This window comes from Corynebacterium sp. HFH0082, assembly GCF_000411235.1.
GTDB classification, from domain to species: Bacteria; Actinomycetota; Actinomycetes; order Mycobacteriales; family Mycobacteriaceae; genus Corynebacterium; species Corynebacterium jeikeium_D.
The window spans coordinates 2,049,356-2,072,002 of record NZ_KE150404.1; the positions used below are offsets into that span (position 1 = coordinate 2,049,356).

Below are 22,647 nucleotides of genomic sequence, written 5' to 3' on the forward strand. Positions count from 1 at the left end.
TGCACACCCAATCACCGCCGCTCGGTACTTTTCTCGACCTCACCTTTGACTCCCCTCGAATCCGCGGTGTTCGAAAACGTTTCCCTGTGCCCATCCGCTGACTGACCTACCATGGTGCCCATGAGCAACTACCGAGTCTGGGCCCCGTACGCTTCCGAAGTTCGTCTGCTGTTGGGCAATCCTGACGCGCCGGCGATTTTTGATATGCATCCCATCGCTGACGCGACCGATGACTACGGCGCCAACTCTGGTTGGTTTGAAGCTGATGTGGCTCGCACACCGGGGGATCGCTACGCATTTTCGCTGCGGGCACATGCGGGATTCGGCGCGCCTGACGACGAATCGGGGGACGGCTCCTCCCCCGCTGTCGGTGACTGGACAATACCGCTGCCAGATCCGCGTTCCCAGTCGCAGCCGGATGGTCCGCATGGTTTCTCCGAGGTCGTTGACCTGGGTGCCTATAAGTGGAAGGACTCGGCCTGGTCGGGCCGGATTCTGCCAGGAGGTCTGATTTATGAGCTGCATGTGGGCACCTTCAGCGATTCTGGTGATTTCGAAGGTTTGGTGGAACATCTAGACCACCTGATTGAGCTGGGGGTAACACACATTGAGCTGATGCCAGTGCAGCCTTTCGGCGGTGACCGCAATTGGGGCTATGACGGTGTGTCCTGGCACAGCGTGCACGAGGGCTACGGTGGCCCGCGGGGTCTACAGAAGCTAGTTGATACGTGCCACCGAAAGGGTTTGGCTGTCATCTTGGATGTGGTCTTTAACCACTTTGGCCCAGACGGCAACTATGTGGGGTTTTTCGGTCCCTACACCGCTGGTGGTTCGACGGGTTGGGGTGAGGTTGTCAATCTCACTGGCGACAACTCTGATGAGGTGCGTGCGTATATTTTGGATGCAGTGCGCCAATGGCTGGTGGATTACCACGTCGACGGTCTTCGTCTGGACGCAGTCCATGCCCTGCATGACGAGGGCGCATTCCACATTCTGGAGCAGATGCAGGTTGTCGCAGACACTGTCGCAGCCGAGACTGGTATTCCGCGTTCTTTGATTGCAGAGTCCGACCAGAATGATCCGCGTTTGGTCCGTCCGCGCGCCGCTGGTGGCTTTGGCCTCAACGCTCAGTGGGATGATGACGTCCACCATGCACTGCACACGCTAGTATCTGGCGAGGACCACGCCTACTACTCAGACTTTGGGTCGGTGGAAGCGCTAGCTAGTGCTTTGGAAACTGGCTTCTGGCATACGGGCACAATGTCGACGTTCCGTGGTCGCACTCATGGTCGTCTCTTCGACCTGTCTGTACAGCCCATGCATGCTTTCGTAACGTACACGACCACACATGATCAAACGGGAAACCGCGCTGTCGGTGACCGTCCGTCGATGAACCTCACTCCGGCGCAGCAGGTTTTAAAGGCAGCAGTTATCGCCTGCAGTCCTTTCACCCCGATGCTTTTCCAAGGTGAGGAATGGGGCGCCTCTACCCCGTTTGCTTTCTTCTGTTCCCATGAAGATCCGGAGCTGCAGCGGCTCACGCGCGAGGGACGCCTACGTGAGTTTGCCCGTGCCGGGTGGGATCCGAAGGAGGTATCCGACCCATCCGATCCAGAGACCTTTAACCGCTCGAAGCTCAATTGGCAGGAGGTCTCGGAGGGCTCGCACGCCACTATTCTGGCGGCCTACCGCGATCTCTTCGCGCTGCGGAAGTCACACCCGTCGCTTCGCACTCCGTGGTCGGCATCTGTAGTGACTGAGTATGACGAGGACAATCGTTGCCTCGTCGTTGTGCGCAGCCAGGATGAGCGCGAAATGGGTGCCCGAAACTCGGATGCCTTTGAAACTGTCGCTTTGGTTGCGAATTTCTCCGACGCCGAAACCAGCGTCAGCCTGGATTCCGAGTTCGGTTCCGCCCACCTGCTACACACTTTTGAGGACGCAGCAGCCAGCATCGTCAATGACGAAGCTGCTGGTCCCGAAATCTCGCTTCCAGCGTGGGGCTACGCTGTCGTCTCGCTCAGCTAGTCAGCCGGATTTTCAGCCTCGGTGTCGGACTCTTCCTCATCCGCCGCACCCGACTCGGGTGCTGGCCACGGCAACTCGGTGACATCACCGTGGAGGACGTGAGCCACCAACGCGTCTGCGATGAGAATATCGCTCATCACCAACGTCGGAACCAGGTCCGCCAGCTGAGCCCACATCGGAATCAGCTCACGGACAGCGGCGACACTGGCATCAGAGTTCTCAGCCTGAGTACGAGCCAATACGCGGGCAGCCACTGCAATAAGCAGTGACGTTCCCGGCACCAGAGTCCAGTGCAGCGAAGGATCATCCGCATCGATGCCGTCGAGCTTGTGGAAGCGCACATTGACCGCCTTGCGCAGTCGTGGAGACGCCTTCGATACCGTCTTAAACAACACCCGAGAGGCGGCGGCAAGCTGGGTCATGACACCGGATTCCACAATCTCAGCACGATTGCGTACCACTTCGTAGATTGCGGTGAAGCGAGCGTCATCGTCGGTCAGCGGACCCGGGACCATGCGGTAAGGATCAAAGACCTGCGACAGAATAGCGCTGGCCTGTGCTTCCGGCAGCGAGGTAATCTGCACCGAGCTCTGGTCGATAGTAGCGGACTCCAGGGTGGTGTCCTGGCCGCTGGCAGCAATGTCCAGCAGTCCCTGGCCACCAGTTGTGCGCAGGTAGTCCAGCTGACGAGAACGGTCCACGCTCTCATCAGTGAGATCCGCCAATGCTGCCAATGCACCGAGCCACGGCACACGGCGACGCCCCGGCACTGGCTTAGTAGCGCTGAAGTCTCCCAGCACGAGTCCGGAGGCGATAAACATACCCGGCTGATCGTCGAGCGCGATGACTGAACGGTTCAACGCTGCCAGACCGGCGCGTGGTTCGGCACACAAGATCGCACCCAACCTAGGTGCGGCCAGCAGCGGATTCGCCTGCGCCATGTCGGTTGCACGACCAGCCCGCAAGGTCGCCAGTAGTGTCCACAAACGTGCGAGCTGATCCTGATTTAGCTCGCCCCACAGTTCCTGCGCGCGAGCAACGGGATCGGTGTCCTCGCCATCGAGGTCGATAGCCTCTGCATCATCGACATGATTCAGAATGGTCGACCCGGCCGCCGGCCACTGCGGGTGGCGTTCCTTTTCCACACCGAGAGTCACCTGCGCGACAAATGGGCCGAGGCCGCGGAGCTCGTCGGGAAGCTCGCATTCGCCCTCCACGACTTCGAGGGCGACGGGTTCGCGCCACGGCTGACCGGCGGCCCAGAGCCACAGGGTCATCGGCAAGTGCGAAACGTCGTCAGCGACATCAACCTCGATGATGTCAGTGGCTTCATCGTTGAAGGCAATCTGGCGGATGGCATCGCGGGAGGAAGCCTCCACCAGTGGTACAGACAGGCGCTTCCGTCCCGTCACACGTGTCCAGTCCAAACTGATGCGCAGAGCCTTCAGCAGGGAGATACGGTCTGCAAACTTGCCGAACTCCGCGTAGCCAGTATCGCCGAAACGCTTGATGGGGACACGACAGATGTCGCGCTCACCGCTGGAAACTGCAACATGCGCATGGCGCAACTCGCCCGGGGCACTGACGACAATCTTGCCGAAGGCATCGACACGCTTCGGGCGGGTGACCAATGTAGTGGTGCGGCGGGCGACGGATTCGTCGGCAAGCGGAACCTCAAACTGCAGCGTGCCTGGCGTGACCTGCAACTGCAGCCATGCGCCCTCGTCGGTGGAAAGCTCGACGGTACCTGTGACTTCGTCCGCCCCGAGGCGCACGATAGCGGGCTCGGCGTCAAGCGGCTTGTCGCCGGAGACAACGCGGATGTCGGCGGGGCTCAGACCGTCGATGGTTGGGATGCGGAATCCGTCACCACCACCGCTGTAAGTGATCGTGAGGTCTGCCTGCTCCGCAATGGCGAAGTGCTTCTGGAAGCTGCGGCCACGCGGATTGACCAGGCGAACCACGAACTCGCCGACCCACGGGTAATCATCATCGGTAAGGATCTCAACCTCGCCACCCGCGGCGGGCACCTCGAGGTCATAGACCATGACGGAATCCGTGGTAAACGCACCATAGCCACCAAAATCGGTGACGATGGCGCGCCAGGACTCGTCCTTACCGGACAGCGTCGGCGGGAACACAGCGACCGGACCACCGGCGTAAACCGGGGTGCCGTAGGCAGACACCGTGCCGTCGAGACGCGCGTGGGGCATGGTCATTCGCGGTTGACGCTGCGGTGATGCCGAGCGAACCTCGCCAGCCGCCCCAGACCGACGAACCTGAACTGCATGAACATCGCGAAGATCGATCTCAGCGACTTGCCACAACTCCCAGTTAAATGGGCGCGGGTCCGATAGCAATGGCACCTCAGCACCCGTAACGGGGTCAACGAGTGTGGCATCAACCGGGTAGACCACCGTAGCGGACGTCGAGTGTAGCGAGACCTTGTCTGTGACTGACTGACCGTCGGCACCGAAAATGAGAATTGGGTCCTCAGTGCTAATCGCAGGGACTCGCCAGTGCTTCTCATCGCCAATTTCCACCAGCACATCGCGCACCGGCTCATCGATGGTCACCACTGGACGCGGCAGCGAATCCTGCAGGCCCACCACCGGCGTCGTTGCTACCGTGCCGCCGAAGGTGACACGCCAGGTCCGTCCCGCCGGATCCAGCGGCGTCGGTAGCTGTACGCCAACGGTCTGCGTCAGCTCATCGAAGTACAGCTGCGGGCGGCCGGTCGTTGCCACCACGCCCACCGCTTCACGACGATTCGCAGTACCCGCCGGACGCATACGCAGCTCTTCACGCGCAGCGGCCACCAGAATAGGCGGCAGCCCCGCATCGAGCTGGCCGAGTTCTTCCCGGGCCTCCCAGTTGGCCGGATCGGCAGCGGTGGCAATGGCGTAGCCGAGGGTTGCCTTAAACAACTTGTGTGCCTGACGAGGTGCCGTCCTGGCCAGCTGACGCAGCGCCAGCGGGTAGACACCATCTTCCGCCTCTGCGATTTCGGTCAGCAGCTCCTCGAGCAGCGGATGAACCTTCGAAAGCGCCTGTACCAGGTCATTTGATGAAGGGTCGGATAGCTCCGCTACCCCGGCAAGTTCCTCGCAGCGCTCGATAATCAGTGGCATCACTGACAGCTGCACTCCCGCGTGCAGCAGAAGCACCTGCGCTGCCCGCTGCAGCGGATCCGCGTCGGCTTGGTTGCTGTCGACGTCGTTAGGCAAACCAGCGTTGGCCAGCATTGTCGGCACTGCGGCGGCGAGGTGCTCGATGAGCGCGCCGGTAGTGTCAGCGTCTGGATCCAGCTGCAGAGCGGCTGGCCAGTCCAGCCACATTTCGCTTGCCGACGCAACACGCGCGGCGCGTCCTACCAGCGAGGCAAGGGTGACCAGCGGGTGATTGTCAACGACACTCTTCGCAGCTTCGATATCGGCGGCAGTACCGCCCGCCAGATGATGGGCCAGGAGCGTTCCCAGGAAGCGGTCGATACGCTCAACCTCGTCCATCGCCAGCCCTGACCAGACAAACAGTGGCTCAACTTTGGCCTGTGTGGCAGATTCCAACAGCCCTGGAATCCGGGTGGCCAGGTCCTGCTCTGCGGCAGCCAGCCACATTTCGACAGTCACGGTATTTTCCACTCGGACACCCTGGTCGACACTGCTTGCCCCAGTCATAGTGGGTGGACGCTCCCCTTCGCTACAAAGCTTGCTCGAAAAGATTCATTTAATTAACGGAGCTGGGAGGACTTCCTCGGAGGTTTCCCAGCTGGACCCAGCAAGTCTAGGTCAAAAAGTCATACTCTGGTGTGCCGGGTACCAGTCGGCGGCACTTCAGCGGCGAGGCATCCATGCGTGCCAGCAATTCCTCGAGGTCAGAGGCACGACGTAGCTCAATACCGACAAGAGCCGCGCCAGTTTCGCGGTTGTTGCGCTTGAGGTACTCGAACTGCGAGATGTCGTCATCCGGGCCGAGAACATCGCTGAGGAACATACGCAGCTGGCCGGGCTTCTGCGGGAAGTTGACCAGGAAGTAGTGCTTGAGGCCGCGGTAGACCAGCGAGCGCTCCATGATCTCGGCATAGCGCAGCACGTCGTTATTACCGCCCGAGATGATGCAGACAACAACCTCGTCCGGTTCAAACTGCATCTGCTCCAGAGCTGCCACAGACAGCGCACCGGCCGGCTCAGCGATGATCCCTTCGTTCTGATAGAGATCCAGCTGCGCCTCACAGACCGCGCCCTCCGGCGCAATCATCGGATGAACGCGGTTGCGGTTGGCCTCCAGGATGTGCCATGGCAGGTCACCGAAACGGGCCACCGCGGCGCCATCGACGAACGGATCGGTGTGCCCCAGCGTAATCGGGCCGTTGTTCTCCAGGGCTGCGCGCATGCAGGCCGCACCCGCAGGTTCCACACCCATGACCTGGGTGTTCGGCGACATATCCGACAGGTAAGAGGTGACACCGCTGAGCAGACCACCGCCACCGACCGGTGCGCAGATGGTATCCAGAGTCAACCCCTGGCCGGAGAGCTGCGCAATAATTTCAGCTGCGACAGTGCCTTGTCCGACAATGGTGTTGAAGGAGTCGAATGGCTCCACCATGGTGGCACCAGTGCGCTGTGCGTCAGCACGCGCCGCAGCGGCGGCCTCATCGAAGGAGTCCCCGACAACGACAATCTCAACGGCATCGCGGCCGTGGTAAGCGATACGGTCGCGCTTCTGCTTCGGCGTGGCATTGGGCACATAGATGCGCCCCTTAATACCCAGCTGGCGGCAGGCATATGCCACGCCTTGAGCGTGGTTTCCTGCAGATGCCGCAACGACGCCTGCTGCTCGCTCTTCGTCGGTGACCTGAACCATGGCGTTGTAGGCACCGCGAATCTTGTACGAGCGCACGTCCTGGAGGTCTTCCCGCTTGAGGAATACCTTAGCACCGGTGATTTCGGAAAGACGTGGGCTGAACTGCAGCGGAGTGGCCGCAATAACCGAAGAAATTCGTGCCTGCGCAATCTGAATATCGGCCGCGTGGACAAGTCGGCGTTCGGTCTGGGAAGCAGGCACAGAATTCTCACTCATGAGCTATGACTCTACTCGGTCATACAACCGGTTGCGACAATCAGGGCCACGATAAGCTACCCCAAAATGCTGGCCCCAATCGTCGCCTTCAGATCACCAATCAAGCTGGCGTCCCGGTCGACCCGCAAGTGCTCGCCGAGAACCAAAGTGGTGTGGGAATCGCCGTCGACAAGCTTGAGGTAAACGTCGGAGTCGCCTGGGTTGTCCAGCAGTACTGACTTCAGCTTGGCAATCATCTCCGGAGTGCACTGATCAGTGCGCATGGTCAGACGCAGCGGCGCCGAAGTGGAGCCATTACGGCCAAGATCCGGCAGCTTCAGGTCATCACAGACCACACTCATGCGGTCATCGCGGTACTGAACGCGGGCACGAATAAGCACGATGGCGTCTTCAGCAATGCTGGTGGCAATCATCGCGTAGGTTCTCGCAAAAGCCATAACTTCCACGCGCGCGCCGTTGTGGTCCTCAATACCGATAATCGCCCAGGGCTGGCCGTTCTTATTCACGCGACGGTCAACGCTAGAGACAATGCCACCAATAGTGATTTCGGTGTTGTTAGCGACTTCCCCACCGACGACCGTGGTCAAAGCGGTATCGGTCTGCGCGGCCAGCGATTCTTCGAACCCATCGAGTGGATGACCGGAGACATAGAGGCCCAGCATTTCTCGTTCCAGGGTCAGCTCGTGCTTGCGATCCCACTTTTCATCCGGCACACGGATTTCAAAGATGCTCTCCGATCCGGTGTCCTCTTCCCCACCGAAGCCCGCAAACAGGTCGAACTGTCCCTTGTCTGCAGCCTTCTTGGTCGACAGCACCGAGTCAATGGCTTCTTCGTGAATGAGCGCAAGGCCCTTTCGTGGGTGCCCCAGCGAGTCGAAAGCGCCGGCCTTAATCAGCGACTCGGTGATGCGCTTGTTACACGGCAGCGTCTCAATCTTGTCCAGGTAGTCCGAGAACGACGTGAACTTGCCCTTCTCCTCGCGCGTCTTCACAATCGACGCGACCACATCATGGCCGACGTTGCGGATAGCGCCAAGGCCGAAGCGAATATCCTCACCGACCGGCTCGAAGTCCATACCCGACTCATTGACATCCGGCGGCAGCACCTTAATGCCAAGGTGGCGACAGTCCGACAGATAAATAGCCAGCTTGTTCTTATCATCCGCCACCGAGGTCAACAGCGCCGCCATGTACTCAGCGGTGTAGTTGGCCTTCAGATACGCGGTCCAGTAGGACACCAGGCCGTAGCCCGCCGCGTGAGACTTGTTAAACGCGTACGAGGCGAAGGGCAGAATAATATCCCACAGCTTCTGGACAGCATCCTTGGAGAAACCATTCTCCAACATGCCGCCTTCGAAGTTCACGAACTCCTTGGCCAGCACCTCGGGCTTCTTCTTACCCATGGCCTTACGGAAACCATCTGCTTGGCCCGCGGTGTAATTCGCCAGCTTCTGCGAGATCTTCATGATCTGCTCCTGGTACACGATCAGGCCGTGTGTTTCTTCCAGGATTTCTTTCAGCTGCTCATCCAGTTCCGCGTGGATGGCGTTATAAGGCTTGCGACCATTCTTAATATCCGCGTAGTCAAAGTGCGCGTTCACACCCATCGGCCCCGGACGGTACAGCGCCAGCGATGCCACGATGTCGTCGAAGCCCGTTGGCTGCATGCGTTTGAGCAGCTCACGCATGCCGCCACCATCGAGCTGGAACACGCCGAGGGTGTCACCGCGCGACAGCAGCTCATAGACCTTCGGATCATCGGTCTGAAGGTCATCGAGCAGAACTGTCTCGCCTCGGTTGGACTTGATGTGCTCAATACAGTCACCGATAACCGTCAGGTTTCGAAGACCCAGGAAGTCCATCTTCAACAGACCGATGGCCTCACACGCCGGATAGTCCCAGCCAGTGATAATCGCGCCGTCAGCCTGTCGCTTCCACATCGGGATGTGATCCAAGAGTGGCACCGACGCCATTACCACGGCACAGGCGTGCACGCCGGTCTGCCTAACGACGCCCTCGAGACCACGGGCTGTCTCGTAAATTCGAGCCACATCCGGGTCGGTTTCAATAAGCTGACGAACCTCGGCGGCCTCGCCGTAGCGTGGGTGCTCCGGGTCGACGATGCCGCTCAGCGGAATGTCCTTAGCCATAATCGCAGGTGGCAGCGCCTTAGTAATGCGGTCTGCAATCTGGTAACCCGGCTGACCGAACTGCACACGCGCCGAGTCCTTCAGAGCCTGCTTGGTCTTCACCGTACCGAAGGTGACCACCTGCGCCACCTTGTCTTCGCCCCAGCGATCGGCGGCGTAGCGAATCATTTCATCGCGGCGGCGGTCGTCGAAGTCGATATCGATATCCGGCGCGGACGGGCGCTCTGGGTTCAGGAATCGCTCGAAGAGAAGACCGTGCTCAATCGGGTCGATATTGGTAATCCACGTCGCGTATGCAACCAAAGAACCGGCAGCGGAACCACGCCCCGGACCGACCTTGATGCCCACCTCACGGGCATGGCGGATCAACTCCGCCACGATAAGGAAGTACGACGGGTAGCCCTTACCGTCAATCACCTCAATTTCGTACTCCGCGCGCCGGATGTACTCCTCCGGTACCTCGCGCCCTTCAAAGCGCTTGCGCAGCCCCTCCATCACGTTGTGATGCAGCCATGTCGTCGGCGTCTCCCCTTCCGGAACGTCCGCCTTCGGCATGCGATCGTGCGGGTGCTCCTCCCACAGCTCGTCGTAGTCCTCAACGCGCTCTGCGATGAGCAGCGTGTTATCGCAGGCACCCGGGACTAGGTGATCCCAGGTCGCGCGCATTTCTTCGGCGGACTTAATAAAGTAGCCGTCACCGTCGAACTTAAAACGGTCCGGGTCATTGAGCGTCTTACCCGTCTGCACACAGAGCATGGCCTCGTGAGCCTTGGCCTGGTCACGGGTGACATAGTGGCAGTCATTCGTAACCAGCGGCGGCAGGTTCAGCTTCCGGCCAATCTCCAGTAGCTCACTGCGCACACGGGTCTCAATATCCAGCCCGTGATCCATCAGCTCAAGGAAGTAGTTTTCCTTGCCGTAGATGTCCTGCCACATCCCGGCGGCCTGCAGAGCCTCGTCGAACTGCCCCAGGCGCAGACGCGTCTGCACATCACCCGACGGGCAACCAGTGGTCGCGATAATGCCCTCGGCGCGTTCTGCCACCAACTCGGCATCCATACGCGGGTACTTACTAATTTGTCCCTCATACGACGCCATCGACGACAGGTAGAACAGGTTCCGCAGGCCCTGCGCATTCGCAGCCAACATGGTCTGGTGCAAGTAGGAACCGCGACCCGAGACGTCGTCTCGACGCTGATGCGGTTCACCCCACTGAATGCGCTTTTTATTAAAACGGCTCTCCGGCGCCATATATGCCTCAATGCCGATGATTGGCTTGATGCCCTTGGACTTCATCTGCCGATAGAACGCATTCGAGCCAAACATATTGCCATGGTCGGTGACACCGACCGCAGGCATTCCCTGTCGCGCAACCTCGTCGGCAAGCAAATCAATCTTCGCCATACCGTCGAGCATGGAGTACTCGGTGTGATTGTGGAGGTGCACGAAGGAGGAGTTAGCCATGAGTCCAGATTGTAGACAATCCCCCGGACTGAACAAGATTCCTTCGAACACCCAAAATGAAGCAGCCCCTTATGCCTGCACAGTTATAGCTAAAGACGTGTGCAACATCACTCTTACTTTTCCTTTACTTTTCAAAACCAGTTGACAATACTCGACATCACAGTTCGTGAGGAAGTCCTCATATTTCCTCGCGGCCACAAAGAAACGCACCGCCCTCGAGCAAAGAACCAAAGGAGCAATACAGTGTTCGCACCACTTTCCGATGGCCACTTCACCTACTTCCCCAAGCCCGAGCTTGACGAGGTTCTTGCAACCATCGACCGCCGCCCTGTCGCTGCCGGCTACCTCATCGATGGCGATGTCATCACCTCCAACATGGATGCCGCCCGCTACAGCTGGCTGGTCTAAAAGGGCGCAGACCTGGAAAATTCTGACTTTCTTTTCAAAATCAAAGACAGTACAGGTTTTCAATGATTACGTTTTAGGGCATGAAACTTTCTCGAGCTTCTGCCCCGGAGTCCTCGGACACATCCCGCCCGGCTCCGACATCGATGTCTCACCTGCCTGAAGCGCTGCCGCCACAGACGCCCCAGACAGCCCGCCCGCCACTAGCTACCGACACGCTGCTTAACTGCACTTCCCTTCCTGCAGTCGTCGTCGACCTCGCGGCGGTCGAAGCCAATGCCCGCGATATGCTCCGCCGTGCAAACGGGATGCCTATCCGCGTGGCCTCGAAATCGATTCGCATTCCACAGCTTATTTCGCACGTCCTGGCCTTCCCCGGTTTCCAGGGCGTGCTGGCATATTCGCTGGCAGAGGCGCTGTACCTATTCCGAGAAGGCATTAGCGACGACATCGTCGTCGCCTACCCAACACTTGACGCCCGCGCTATCTCAGAGCTTGCCGACGATGATGCAGCGCGTGCCGCCATCTGCGTCATGGTTGACCGTCCCGAGCATCTGGAGGCGCTGGCGTCGTCGGCAAGCGAAAATGCGCCAATCCGCGTGTGCATGGACGTCGACGCATCCTTTCGTCCCCTCCCCGGCGTGCATATCGGTACGCTGCGCTCAAGCCTGTTCTCGCCGAAGCAGGCAGCGGCGTTTGCCAAGCAGATTATTGCCCGTCCGGAGCTGCAGCTGGCGGGAATCATGATGTATGAGGGACACATTGCCGGAGTGGGCGATGCCGGAGACTCCCTGCGTGCGCGCGCAATTCGAGTGATGCAGGCCGTCTCAAAGAAGGAGTTGGCGAAGCGCCGCGAGAAGGTTGTCGCTGCAGTCGAGAAAGTGGCGGGGCCGCTGGAGTTTGTCAACGGTGGTGGCACGGGGTCGCTGGAGTCGACGTGCGCCGAGGCCGCAGTCACCGAGGCAGCGGCGGGGTCGGGGTTCCTGGCACCAACCCTCTTCGATAACTATCGCGCATTCAATCTGCGCCCGGCGTCCTGGTTTGTGTTGCCGGCGACGCGACGTCCTAAGAAGGGCGTGGTCACGGTGTCCGGCGGTGGTCGAATTGCCTCTGGACCGGCGGGAGATGACCGGCTGCCAACCCCCTGGTACCCCACTGGCCTGCGCTACGCGGCAGAGGAAGGACCAGGTGAGGTGCAGACTCCGCTGCTCGGCAAGACCGCCGACGCAATTTCGCTGGGAGATCCCGTGTGGTTCCGCCACGCCAAGGCCGGCGAAATAGCCGAGCACACACAAGAAGTCATTGCAGTTCGAGATGGCACCATCATCGCCCACTGGCCCACGTACCGAGGAAAGGGATTGATCTTCACATGAGCAATTCACACAACAACGCCCGCTTCACAGTCTCTACAGTTGAGTCCCGAGTACCACGCGTACGTCGGCGTGCGCAGGCGAAAGCCGTCGCCAACTCGCATTGGAGCAATTGGGCGCACACGCAATCGTGCACCCCGTCCTACACTCATCAGCCGCACGATGATGAGGGCGTCATCTCGGTAATTAAAGCGGCGAAGACCGAAGGGACTACGGTGCGCCCGCTGGGGGCCGGTCATTCTTTTACTTCCGTGGCCACCACCGATGGGCACCGCATTCAACTCGATCGCTGCTCTGGTCTGGTCGAGCTCGACGCCGTCAACCAGACCGCTACGCTGCGTGCCGGCACTCGCCTGCGCGACACTCCAGGTATTCTGCGCCCGCTCGGTTGGGCACTTCCCAACCAGGGCGATGTCGATCCGCAGTCGCTGGCCGGTGCTATCTCTACTGGCACGCACGGAACCGGGCTTGGATTCACCGGTTTCGCAGGCACCGTGAAGGGATTCAAGATTGTCACTGCGGATGGCGTCGTCAGGCACTGCCATCCGGACGCTGAGGGAATCGACGGCGAGCTCTACCGCCTCGGCCGGCTGGGACTGGGTGTCTTCGGCGTGCTTACGGAGGTCACGATGTCCGTCGTGCCAGCGTTTGATCTGCACGCCGACGAGCACCGCGAAGAGTTTGATTCCCTGCGCAAGAGTTTCGCCGAGCGCTGCAAAGAAGCTGACCACCTGGAGTTTTTCTGGTTCCCGGGACAGCGCGAGACGCTGGTCAAGCACAATACTCGCATTGAACCGCAGCGCCACCGCCGCCCGAGCCGCAATAGCCTGAAGCAGCGCCTGGGCAGCGCGCGTACGTATCTTAACGACGAAGTCGTCAACAACATGGGACTCTTGGCGTGCTGCGAGATTGCTAAGGCCATTCCCGCTACGACCGATACCATCAACCGGATTGCCACCAACACCGTGCCAGAGCGCAGCTACTCCAATGAGGCGCACAAGGTCTTTGTCTCGCCGCGCCGAGTGCGTTTTTCCGAGATGGAGTACTCCGTCCCGCTCGAGGCCGCTTCCGATGTCCTCGGGGAAATCCGCGACGCGATTGCCCGCAAGAGGATGAAAGTCTCCTTCCCCATCGAGGTGCGCTCCGCGAAAGCCGATGATGTGGCCCTATCCACTGCGTACGGTCGCGACAGTGCCTACATCGCCATCCACCGCTACTGGAAGGAAAATTATCGAGAGTACTTCAACCTCATCGAGCCGATTTTCAAGGCCCACGAAGGTCGCCCGCACTGGGGCAAATTGCACACGCTCCGCGCGGAGGATTTCGCGGAACGTTATCCGCTGTTCGGCGAGGTCCAGGCACTACGGGAAAAGGTCGACCCGCAGGGAATCTTCCTCAACGAGCACCTGCGCGAACTTTTCTGCTAATTATCTGCCGGCTTTACGACGTCCCGGGTAACCGCCCCATCCGTCTGGTCGGCGGCATCGTCGGAAACCGCGGCCGGTTCAACACCGGCCTTGCGGAGTTCCCGGCGAACCCGACGCTGCCGGAGCATCTTCAGGATGAGGTCGCAGATGAACAGCGCGACGGCACCCCAGATGATGAAGAACCCGATCCAGCGCTCCGGTTCGAGCTGCTCGCCCAGCACAGTGACTGCCAGGGTGATTTGGAGAACCGGAGTGAGGTACTGCATCAGACCCAAGGTGGCCAGCGGCAGGCGTTTGGCACCTTCGCCGAAGAGCAGCAACGGAATGGCGGTAGCAACACCGGCGCTCATCATGAGCAGCATGTGACCAGTTCCTTCGGAGGTAAAGGTGCTCTGCCCGTTGTAGGTAAACCAGAGGATGTAGGCCAGCGCAATCGGTGTGATTACGGCGGACTCGGCCGTCAGCGAAGCTGCGGAGGAAAGCGATACCCGCTTCTTCATTAGTCCGTAAAAACCGAAACTGAACGCCAGCGCCAGCGCACCCAACGGCGGATGTCCCACACCGATTGTGAGAACAATGACCGCAATGGTTGCCAGGATGACACTGCCGAGCTGCAACCGCGAGATGCTTTCACGGAAGAAAATCATCGCCAACAAAACGCTGACCAGCGGGTTGATGAAGTAGCCGAGCGCGGCCTCCGCCACCTGCCCATTGTTGACCAGGTAGACGTACACACCCCAGTTGACGGAGATCAACAGTGCGGCAATAATAATAGTGCCCCAGGTCTTGGCACTCGCGGCCTTCAGCTCTGGCCATGCGCGCATGAAGCTGAGGGCAATGACCATAAAGACAAGGGTCCAGACGAATCGGTGCGCCAAAATCTCTACGGCCCCTGCTGGTTCCAGCAAGGGGAAATAGAGCGGAAACAGCGCCCACAAAAGGTACGCACCGAATGCCTGAATCACTGTTGACTGACTCCTTTTCGTTCTTGTTGAAACTGACTGCGTACTGACGGCAGAGTTCTAGCCGCTTCATCCTAGTCGTTTGGATTTGGGCGCTTGGTTCTGGCTTTTATTAGTTCTGGCCGCTTAGTTCTGGCTCAGCCCCGGCGCAAAGAGAGGATCTTTATCCGTGAAGCCGGAACTCAGCACCGGGCGAATACCAAAACGGCCACGCGCCGCATCTGATGGCAGCGCCTCGACAGCTTTCACATCGGGCATTTTCTTGACATCCATCAACGATTCAGCGTCACCATAGACCAGTAAACCGTTGAAGCCGAGCCGTTCGTCGTCAATCGCGACGTCTGCGTAAGCAGCCGCTAACTCCAGCTGATCTTGCAGCAGCTTTTCTTCGCTCGCTGTTTTACTCGGCTGCGGCAAATACCGGGTGCTCACACCGCCGATGATTGCAGTCGATACTCGCAGAGAGGGCTCTTTTTCATAGACCTGTGCCGCTTCTTGCGCATCGAGCAGCCGGTCAAAAGTCACCAACGCCCAGAACTTCGGGTCCTCTACGACTGGCTGGCCGGTCTTTAGCCGGTAGTCCTCTTTCTTCATATTCGCGAGGGACTCGTCGGCACGCTCTACGTACTGCTCGGTTGCTTCCCACGGGTCCGGGCCGAGCGCATCGCCGTTGAGATTTTGCGGCTTGCTTACCCGATCGGAGGTCGAAGCGACTGCTAAAACAATCACCAATACGACAACACAGAAACCAGAGATCAGTGCCATCACTGGCGAAATACTGCCGTCACCAGTGCTTTTCGCGCGAGTTTCACGGCGTGGTGGGTTCTTGGATCCCGATGGGGTCTGCGTCATGCGCTCTGCCTCAAAACTTCCAATGCGTGGTTCAAATCATCTGGGTATGGACATTCGATTTCCATCCAGCGCCCATCTGCCGGGTGGTGGAAACCAAGCGAGACCGCGTGAAGCCACTGGCGGTTGAGCCCCAGCCGCTTGGCCAATGCCGGATCGGAACCGTACATGGGATCGCCGCAGCATGGGTGATTCAGCGCAGAGAAGTGCACGCGAATCTGGTGCGTGCGCCCAGTCTCTAGATTCACCTTCAGCAGCGTTGCTGGGGCGAAGGCCTCAAGCGTTTCGTAGTGCGTCACAGCATGCTTGCCATCCTGGCGGACGGCAAAGCGCCAACCCGCCGAAGGATGACGGCCAATCGGCGCATCAATTGTCCCCGACAGCGGATCCGGATGCCCCTGAACCAGAGCGTGATAGGTCTTGGACACCTCACGGTTTTTGAACGCCCGCTTGAGCACGGAGTAGCCCCGTTCGGAGCAGGCGACAACCATCACGCCAGAGGTGCCAACATCGAGGCGATGCACGATGCCTTTTCGCTCGGGCGGACCGGAGGTAGAAATGCGGAAACCAGCAGCCGCCAGTCCGCCGATAACCGTTGGGCCTTCCCAACCGACCGACGGATGTGCGGCCACACCGACAGGCTTGTGAACAGCCACCAAATCGGAGTCGTGGTAGAGCACGTCCATGCCCTCGACGAGTTCCTCTTTGGGAACCAATGGCTTTTCCACCGGCGGCAACAACACTGAGAGGAAAGCGTTTTCTTCCAATCGGTCGGACTTACCAACGCTCACGCCATCGACCGTGATGTCCCCAGCCGCTGCCAAATCAGCCACCGCTGTGCGCGAGAGTCCCAGCAACTTAGCCACACCGGCGTCTACCCGCATACCGGCCAAGCCCGGTGGAACGGGCATCTGCCGGGTTTCTCGGTCGGGCTGGTGCGCTCCCCCGAGTGCTGCACCGGTATTTACTGCATTGTCGTTCACTGCTGTCCTCCCTCCGCCGACTGCTTCTGATCCGTCTGGGAAGATTTCTTCTCCGCTGCAATCTGATCAGCGAAGAGATCCGGCTCCTTGGAAAAAACCATCCAGATAACGAGGATAATAACGCCCACTGTAATCGCGGAGTCCGCGATATTAAATACGGCAAAACCCTTAACCGACAGGAAATCGACGACGTGGCCGACGTAGAAACCGGGTTCCCGAAACAGCCTATCGATGAGGTTGCCCAGCGCACCACCAGCAATAAGCCCCGCCGCAGTCGCCGATATAGGACTGCGCAGCCAATGGGAAAAGCACATCACAGCCAGGATGTAAACCAGCTGCAACGTGGTAAAAACCCAGGTGGCGTTCGTGCCAAAGGAAAAGGCTGCACCGGGGTTAAAAACGAGCCGCAACTCGAAGAGATCGCCAATCACCTGCACCGCAGGACGGCCATCGAGAGTCTTCAAAGCGATAATCTTGGTCAGCTGATCGATAATCGCAACTGACACAATAACCGCAGCGAGAATCCCCCGCCGCGGGAAATATGTCCTCGTTTCCTTCTTAGTCACTGTCCCATAATGGCCTAACAAACCCATATTCAGCCAACTGACACCGCCCGGGTGGTTCCTATCCACCACGAAACCGGTACGCTAACCGGTGTGACTCGACGTTTCCAATCTCAGTTTGTTCCGGCCTCCTCCTCTTTACGACGTGCAGGAGGCACCACCTCCTCGTGGTTCCGTCGACCTAGCCGCAGCGACCAGCCTGGTCACACCAAGCGTGGCCTGCTGGCGAGGGTCGGCACCGCTGTTGTTGCCGCTACCACTGTGGTGTCACTGGCCGCGTGCTCGTCGGAAAGCTCGGTGAAAACACAACCCGTGGACGTTGCACAACCCAAGGTCGAATTGACCAGTGCTGGTAGCGGTGAGCTGGCGAGCGTGCGCTGGAAGGACGACGGTGCAGAGCAGGAGTCGACCGTGGCGGTGACGCAGGGCTTCGCGCAGCGTGGCGGAAACGCCGATAGCGACCAGACGTTCCCGGACACCCGCCTGGAAATCCCCCTGACCAGCACTGTTACCAGCGATAACGATACTCGTGTGGTGACGTCAGAGGTGGGTAAGCCACACGGCTCCAACGATGAGCTGAATGAGGATATCGCGACCGCGCAGGGCTTTATCTCTGATTGGTCAACAACGGCCACTGGTGAGGTCAAGGAACTCAAACTGGGAGCGCCGGAGAAGGCGACCGACACCGCTCGCGCTGGTGTGGAGATGGCGCTGCAACAGCTGCATTCCGTACCTATCGTCTTCCCCTCCGAGGACATCGGAAAGGATGCAACCTGGACGGTCGAAAGCGAGGTCGAAGGCCAGACCACGATGACGCAGAAGGTGACCTATACCCTGCTCAGCCGTGCGGGCGACATTGTTAATTTGAAGGTCGATGTCAAGCAGGTGCCGACCGTCACGGAGTTGGACACTGGCGGCGAGGGTGCACTGAAGGTTGTCGAGGCCACGACTGACATGCTTGCCGACCGCGTCACCATCGACCTGACTAAGCCGCTTCCGATGAAGGGCAACATCGACTTTGTGACCTCCGTGACCTACGGCGACGGCAACTCCGATGTGCGCATCACTCAGCAGACGCACCGCGGGCTGGAGTTTAAGGACGGCAGCGGGTCGAAGAAGTAGCCCAGAGTCCAGAAGAAATAGCTCTGGCCAGCGCAAGGTTAGAAGACGAGAAAGTGTCTAGGTTTATGTCACTTTTCTGCCCAAAAAATGGGCGGAACTGTCATAAACCTAGACACTTTCTTTTGTCTGCCCCAGTGCACCCGACCGGGCTAGGCTGTGATGCCTGGGCCAACGGCACCTAAGCCGGGGGAGGCGGAGGAGGCGCGTCCTCCGCCGGAGCCGGAGCCGGAGCCGGCGCAGGAGGCGGGACCTCCTCAGCCGGCGGTTCAGGTGCAGGAGGCGGAACTTCCTCAGCGGGTGGTTCGGGCGCCGGAGCCGGGGCTGGCTCCTCGACCGGTGCTGGGGCCTCCTCAACCGGAGCCTCTTCAACTGGAGCTTCTTCCTCCGGCTCAGGTGGCGGCGGAGGGGTTTCGCCCGGCGCGAGGCAGAACCCCGGCTTGTGCTCCGGATCAAGCGTCGATGCCAGGTTGCAGGCCCATTCCTTGCTCAGCATCCAACGGCCATCCCTGTAGATGAAGTCCACCTGATCCACGAGCATCGGATCTTCCTCCTGGCGGAGGATATTGACACCGGCCACGGCCTGCTTCGTCGTGAAGCCGGGCGTGATCGGATCAATGACATCAAAGCTGATTTCCTGCTCATTGGCACTATTGGTGACAATGTCGAAGAAATCGCCGGCAGTATCGCCGTCCTCGATGGTCAGCGCCTTTTCCTCGATAGGTAAATCGGGGTTGATAAGGCGTGCGAGGACGTCGTTAAGCTCTGCGCGCGTCGGCAGCATGATGACGGGTTCCGCCGAGCTGGATGTCTTCGATTCAGTCGTCGGCGCTGCAGTATTGCCACCACCGCAGGCAGCGAGCCCAAGTGCGCTGACCGAGACCATTGCCGCTACTGTCACACCACGCGCTGTGCGCCAACGCATTCCGCTAACGCGCTGGTTGCAGGGGACTTTCATATGTGCACTACTCCAATAAAATCTGCATGAAGATTCGCTGGCTTCACGCCTTCCATAATCCTACACAAGGCCAAAACAACGCCTAGGTAAGATGGTGGACATGTCGACTCAGGATCATTCCCCGGCTAGCTCGGCCTCGTCTAGCACGGCCTCCCCTCGCCGAATCGTTGTCATCACCACCGGCGGCACCATCGCCTGCACCACAGATCGCAGCGGTGCGCTAACCCCGACCATCTCGGGCACGGAGCTCGTCGCAGCGGTCGCGCAGCGTTATCCAGAGGGCATGTTAGAGCTGGAGGTTCGTGAGCTCGGGATGCTGGACTCGTCGAATCTCGCGTTCACCGACGTTGACCGTATTCTCGCCACTATTCACGAAGTGCTTGACGACGACTCCGTGGACGGTGTCGTCGTAACTCATGGCACGGACACGATGGAGGAAACGGCCATGGCTGCCGATATTTTCCATGCTGACTCGCGTCCGGTTGTCTTTACTGGTGCACAACTTCCCTATGATCATCCGGAAACCGACGGACCGGGGAACCTCTTTGAGGCCGTGACCATTGCTTCCGATGCCTCTGCGCAGGGAATTGGCGTTCTTATTGTCTTTGGCCACGCAGTCTTGCCGGTACGAGGTGCGACGAAGTGGCACACAACCGATCCTTTGGCTTTTGCCACTAATGCACCGGAGGAGCCGGTTCGTCCAGATCCGCTGCCTCTGGCGGCTTTGGCGGGCTCGAAGGTAGAGATTATCCCCGCCTACTTGGGTGCAGATGGATCACTGCTGGATTCGGCAGTCGCCGCCGGTGCACGCGGCATTGTCGTAGAGGGCCTGGGGTCGGGCAATGTCTCCGATGAGTTTGCCGCTGCCATTGACCGGGCCATTGCGGCTGATGTGACCGTCGTGATGGCAACGCGCGTTCCGCGCGGTGATGTCCACGGCGCCTACGGCGGTGCCGGTGGCGGTGCGACGCTGGCTCGGCACGGTGTGATTAGCGCTGGTTGCGTGCATGCACCGCAGGCGCGCATCATTCTCGCCGCCGCGCTGGCTGCGAATGTGCATCCGCAGACGCTGTTCTAATTCACGCCTCGATGATGCGGATGATTTTCGCCGGGTTTCCAGCCACGACTACGCCCGCGGGAACGTCCTTAGTCACCACGGCACCCGCGGCGACCACAGAATTGTCGCCGACGTGAACACCGCCCAGGATGATGGCTCCGCCACCGATCCAGGCATTGCGTCCGATGATGATTTCATCTCCAGACTCTAGATAAGCGGCGCGGGCCTCAGCTCCCAGTGGGTGTACTGGTGGAAGCAGCTGTACGTTGGGCCCGAGCTGCGCATAGTCGCAGATTGTCACCTTCACCACGTCAAGTGCGGTGAGCCCAAAGTTGATGAAAACGTTGTCGCCGATGTGGATGTTATCGCCGTAGTCCAGGTAGATCGGCGGGCGAACGGTGCTGCTCTCTCCGAAAGACCCCAGTGCCGGTGCTAGCACTTGCTGTGCTGCCTGCTGGTCTTCGCGGAATGCGACCTCAAATTCAGCGGCCACCTGGCCAATTCGCACGTTCAGAGCCTGTGATTCCGGATGATCGGCGATATACCACTGACCGTTCAGCATGCGCTGGCGGTTATCCAGACCGTCGTCGGGAAGTGTGGTCGACGGATTCGGATCTCGATCGGTGTTGCGCAACGAGGCGCGGCGAGCTGCCTCGAGCTCTGCAATGCGGGATGCGGTAGTCATAGTGCCCTAGTTTACGGATAGCGCATAAACAGAGAGCCGCGAACGGCACTGAGGCAGTCAGCCATATCAAGCATCCGCGTCGGGGCCGAGATCGTCTTCGCTTTCCCGCTCAGGTTGCGGCAAGTCGAGAGCTGCTGCTTCGTCGGATGCCAGCCACTCCGGCCAGTCCAAACTGCACACCGCGGAGCACGGACGCAGCTCCGGGTCGTCTTCCTTCAACGTAATCATGCGCCCGGGGCCACTGGTGCGGCTTTCAAAGCGGACGGTCACAATCCCGTGCCCCGAACCCTGCACCCAACCATGTCCATACTCGCTGTGGTGTACGTCCGAGGTGGGTGCCCACTTGGAGTCGGAAAGCCGAACGGTCGGCAACGCACCGGTTCCAGATAGCTCGACCAGGCCGGCGGGAGCGTCGGAAAGCGCAGGTGCTGGCACTCGATCTTCGACGGTGATAGCGCGGTCGAGCTCAGGAAACAGGACTTCTTGTATGTGCGAATCCAGCCCGGAGAAACCGACGCCCACCAGTCGCACTGGGCCGACCTCCGCGGGCGTGAACGCGATTCGGTGCGCCACGGCCATGAGGGTGTCGAAATCCTGTGTGGCATAGGCGAGTGTCTCAGATCGGGTATGGATGCTCAGGTCAGACAGACGCACCTTGCAAGTGATGGTGCGGGCACCACGGCCATCTTTTTTGAGCCGTCGAAAAGCGGACTCACCCGCGCGATCGACGGCGGCGTGGAGCTGGGCCTGCGACTCCAAATCCTCAGGGTAGGTGTACTCCGCCGATACAGACTTGGCGACATCTCGCTCCTTAACCGGCCGATCGTCCGTCCCCTGCGCCAGCTGCCACAGCATCACACCGGTTTTGGATGTCAGCGAAACCTCGACATCGCGCTGGGACATGGCGGCAAAATCACCAATCGTCTCCACGCCCAGCGTGTGCAATTTTGCAGCGGTGACAGGGCCGATGCCCCAGAGCTTCTCTACCGGCAATGGGTGTAGAAGCTCGTGATTGCGTGCGGGGTCCAGCACGTACACGCCATCGGGTTTCGCCAGGCCTGACGCAATTTTCGCGAACTGCTTGCCCGCGCCCGCGCCTATCGACGAGGCCAAGCCGGTCTCCCGCCGAATATCTGCCCGCAGCTGCTCCGCCCAGGCAATGACCTGCTCCTTCGAGGCGCCTTGCAGCTCTTCGGGTTCCATGAAAGCCTCATCGACGCTGAGCTGCTCGACCACGGGCACGCGCTCGCGGATTACAGAGAACACGCGGCGCGACACCGGCCCATAGATGCCCTTGCGCGCGCTGACCGTCACTGCGATCGGTGGCATGAGACGACGTGCGCGAGCCATCGGCATAGCCGAGTGCGCGCCGTACGCGCGGGCCTCATAGGAGGCACCGGCGACCACACCTCGACCGCCCAGTCCGCCGACGAGAACTGGCCGCCCGCGCAGAGTCGGGCGAGTGAGCTGCTCGACGGACGCGAAGAACGCGTCCATGTCGATGTGCAGAACCCACCGCCCGGAAGTCGGCATAGAGATTACTCTCCC

At 59.9% G+C, this 22,647-nt stretch carries 16 protein-coding genes; 6 read left to right on the forward strand and 10 right to left on the reverse strand.

Annotated features, from left to right (window positions below):
- Window positions 1–111: 111 nt before the first annotated feature.
- Window positions 112–2,028: a malto-oligosyltrehalose trehalohydrolase gene (gene treZ / locus HMPREF1206_RS08855; protein WP_016422975.1), complete on the forward strand. Its 1,917-nt coding sequence runs from the start codon at window positions 112–114 to the stop codon at window positions 2,026–2,028.
- On the opposite strand, the gene HMPREF1206_RS08860 is transcribed toward treZ, so the two are convergent.
- From HMPREF1206_RS08860 to dnaE, 3 genes are all read right to left on the reverse strand, one after another.
- On the reverse strand, window positions 2,025–5,705 hold the full coding sequence (locus tag HMPREF1206_RS08860) for a hypothetical protein (RefSeq protein WP_016422976.1): 3,681 nt from the start codon (window positions 5,703–5,705) through the stop codon (window positions 2,025–2,027). The genes treZ and HMPREF1206_RS08860 overlap by 4 nt on opposite strands.
- A gap of 106 nt (window positions 5,706–5,811) precedes the next feature.
- A complete protein-coding gene (gene ilvA / locus HMPREF1206_RS08865; RefSeq protein WP_016422977.1) occupies window positions 5,812–7,107 on the reverse strand; it encodes a threonine ammonia-lyase IlvA in 1,296 nt (431 codons plus the stop codon).
- A gap of 56 nt (window positions 7,108–7,163) precedes the next feature.
- Window positions 7,164–10,721 (reverse strand): DNA polymerase III subunit alpha, encoded by a 3,558-nt coding sequence (dnaE, locus tag HMPREF1206_RS08870; protein ID WP_016422978.1) that lies wholly within the window; start codon window positions 10,719–10,721, stop codon window positions 7,164–7,166.
- 243 nt (window positions 10,722–10,964) lie between these two features.
- Between dnaE and HMPREF1206_RS11225 the strand changes: the two genes are divergently transcribed.
- The 3 genes from HMPREF1206_RS11225 (at window position 10,965) to HMPREF1206_RS08880 (ending at window position 13,923) form a co-directional block, all read left to right on the forward strand.
- A complete protein-coding gene (locus tag HMPREF1206_RS11225) occupies window positions 10,965–11,129 on the forward strand; it encodes a hypothetical protein (protein WP_016422979.1) in 165 nt (54 codons plus the stop codon).
- 80 nt (window positions 11,130–11,209) lie between these two features.
- Window positions 11,210–12,499, forward strand: coding sequence for an alanine racemase (locus tag HMPREF1206_RS08875; protein ID WP_016422980.1), 1,290 nt, complete (start codon window positions 11,210–11,212; stop codon window positions 12,497–12,499).
- Entirely contained in the window at window positions 12,496–13,923 is a 1,428-nt protein-coding gene (locus HMPREF1206_RS08880) for a D-arabinono-1,4-lactone oxidase (RefSeq protein WP_016422981.1), read from the forward strand. Before HMPREF1206_RS08875 ends, HMPREF1206_RS08880 begins: the two co-directional genes overlap by 4 nt.
- On the opposite strand, the gene rarD is transcribed toward HMPREF1206_RS08880, so the two are convergent.
- The 4 genes from rarD to lspA form a co-directional block, all read right to left on the reverse strand.
- Window positions 13,920–14,888: an EamA family transporter RarD gene (rarD, locus tag HMPREF1206_RS08885; protein ID WP_016422982.1), complete on the reverse strand. Its 969-nt coding sequence runs from the start codon at window positions 14,886–14,888 to the stop codon at window positions 13,920–13,922. The genes HMPREF1206_RS08880 and rarD overlap by 4 nt on opposite strands.
- 123 nt (window positions 14,889–15,011) lie before the next feature.
- Entirely contained in the window at window positions 15,012–15,737 is a 726-nt protein-coding gene (locus tag HMPREF1206_RS08890; protein WP_016422983.1) for a hypothetical protein, read from the reverse strand.
- Complete coding sequence (locus tag HMPREF1206_RS08895) at window positions 15,734–16,645, reverse strand: RluA family pseudouridine synthase (protein WP_042389388.1); 912 nt, start codon at window positions 16,643–16,645, stop codon at window positions 15,734–15,736. Before HMPREF1206_RS08895 ends, HMPREF1206_RS08890 begins: the two co-directional genes overlap by 4 nt.
- A 68-nt stretch (window positions 16,646–16,713) precedes the next feature.
- The gene (gene lspA / locus HMPREF1206_RS08900; protein ID WP_016422985.1) at window positions 16,714–17,283 is read right to left on the reverse strand and encodes a signal peptidase II; all 570 of its coding nucleotides are present in this window, start codon (window positions 17,281–17,283) and stop codon (window positions 16,714–16,716) included.
- A gap of 90 nt (window positions 17,284–17,373) precedes the next feature.
- Here lspA and HMPREF1206_RS08905 point away from each other — a divergent pair, with 90 nt between their 5' ends.
- The gene (locus tag HMPREF1206_RS08905) at window positions 17,374–18,402 is read left to right on the forward strand and encodes a hypothetical protein (RefSeq protein ID WP_231367201.1); all 1,029 of its coding nucleotides are present in this window, start codon (window positions 17,374–17,376) and stop codon (window positions 18,400–18,402) included.
- A gap of 178 nt (window positions 18,403–18,580) precedes the next feature.
- Here HMPREF1206_RS08905 and HMPREF1206_RS08910 read toward each other — a convergent pair whose 3' ends face one another.
- A complete protein-coding gene (locus HMPREF1206_RS08910) occupies window positions 18,581–19,357 on the reverse strand; it encodes a hypothetical protein (protein ID WP_016422987.1) in 777 nt (258 codons plus the stop codon).
- Window positions 19,358–19,457: 100 nt separating this feature from the next.
- Between HMPREF1206_RS08910 and HMPREF1206_RS08915 the strand changes: the two genes are divergently transcribed.
- Window positions 19,458–20,435, forward strand: coding sequence for an asparaginase (locus HMPREF1206_RS08915; protein WP_042389390.1), 978 nt, complete (start codon window positions 19,458–19,460; stop codon window positions 20,433–20,435).
- 1 nt (window position 20,436) lies between these two features.
- On the opposite strand, the gene HMPREF1206_RS08920 is transcribed toward HMPREF1206_RS08915, so the two are convergent.
- Both HMPREF1206_RS08920 and HMPREF1206_RS08925 read right to left on the reverse strand, forming a co-directional pair.
- Complete coding sequence (locus HMPREF1206_RS08920; RefSeq protein ID WP_016422989.1) at window positions 20,437–21,099, reverse strand: sugar O-acetyltransferase; 663 nt, start codon at window positions 21,097–21,099, stop codon at window positions 20,437–20,439.
- Window positions 21,100–21,165: 66 nt separating this feature from the next.
- The gene (locus tag HMPREF1206_RS08925) at window positions 21,166–22,632 is read right to left on the reverse strand and encodes a DNA polymerase IV (protein ID WP_016422990.1); all 1,467 of its coding nucleotides are present in this window, start codon (window positions 22,630–22,632) and stop codon (window positions 21,166–21,168) included.
- Window positions 22,633–22,647 lie beyond the last annotated feature (15 nt).

Bases quoted from the DNA above. Each gene is read 5' to 3' on its own strand.
- treZ (WP_016422975.1), top strand. From the start codon at position 112: ATGGTGCCCATGAGCAACTACCGAGTCTGGGCCCCGTACGCTTCCGAA.
- HMPREF1206_RS08860 (WP_016422976.1), bottom strand. From the start codon at position 5,705: ATGACTGGGGCAAGCAGTGTCGACCAGGGTGTCCGAGTGGAAAATACC.
- ilvA (WP_016422977.1), bottom strand. From the start codon at position 7,107: ATGAGTGAGAATTCTGTGCCTGCTTCCCAGACCGAACGCCGACTTGTC.
- dnaE (WP_016422978.1), bottom strand. From the start codon at position 10,721: ATGGCTAACTCCTCCTTCGTGCACCTCCACAATCACACCGAGTACTCC.
- HMPREF1206_RS08875 (WP_016422980.1), top strand. From the start codon at position 11,210: ATGAAACTTTCTCGAGCTTCTGCCCCGGAGTCCTCGGACACATCCCGC.
- HMPREF1206_RS08880 (WP_016422981.1), top strand. From the start codon at position 12,496: ATGAGCAATTCACACAACAACGCCCGCTTCACAGTCTCTACAGTTGAG.
- HMPREF1206_RS08890 (WP_016422983.1), bottom strand. From the start codon at position 15,737: ATGACGCAGACCCCATCGGGATCCAAGAACCCACCACGCCGTGAAACT.
- HMPREF1206_RS08895 (WP_042389388.1), bottom strand. From the start codon at position 16,645: ATGCCCGTTCCACCGGGCTTGGCCGGTATGCGGGTAGACGCCGGTGTG.
- HMPREF1206_RS08910 (WP_016422987.1), bottom strand. From the start codon at position 19,357: ATGAAAGTCCCCTGCAACCAGCGCGTTAGCGGAATGCGTTGGCGCACA.
- HMPREF1206_RS08915 (WP_042389390.1), top strand. From the start codon at position 19,458: ATGTCGACTCAGGATCATTCCCCGGCTAGCTCGGCCTCGTCTAGCACG.
- HMPREF1206_RS08920 (WP_016422989.1), bottom strand. From the start codon at position 21,099: ATGACTACCGCATCCCGCATTGCAGAGCTCGAGGCAGCTCGCCGCGCC.
- HMPREF1206_RS08925 (WP_016422990.1), bottom strand. From the start codon at position 22,632: ATGCCGACTTCCGGGCGGTGGGTTCTGCACATCGACATGGACGCGTTC.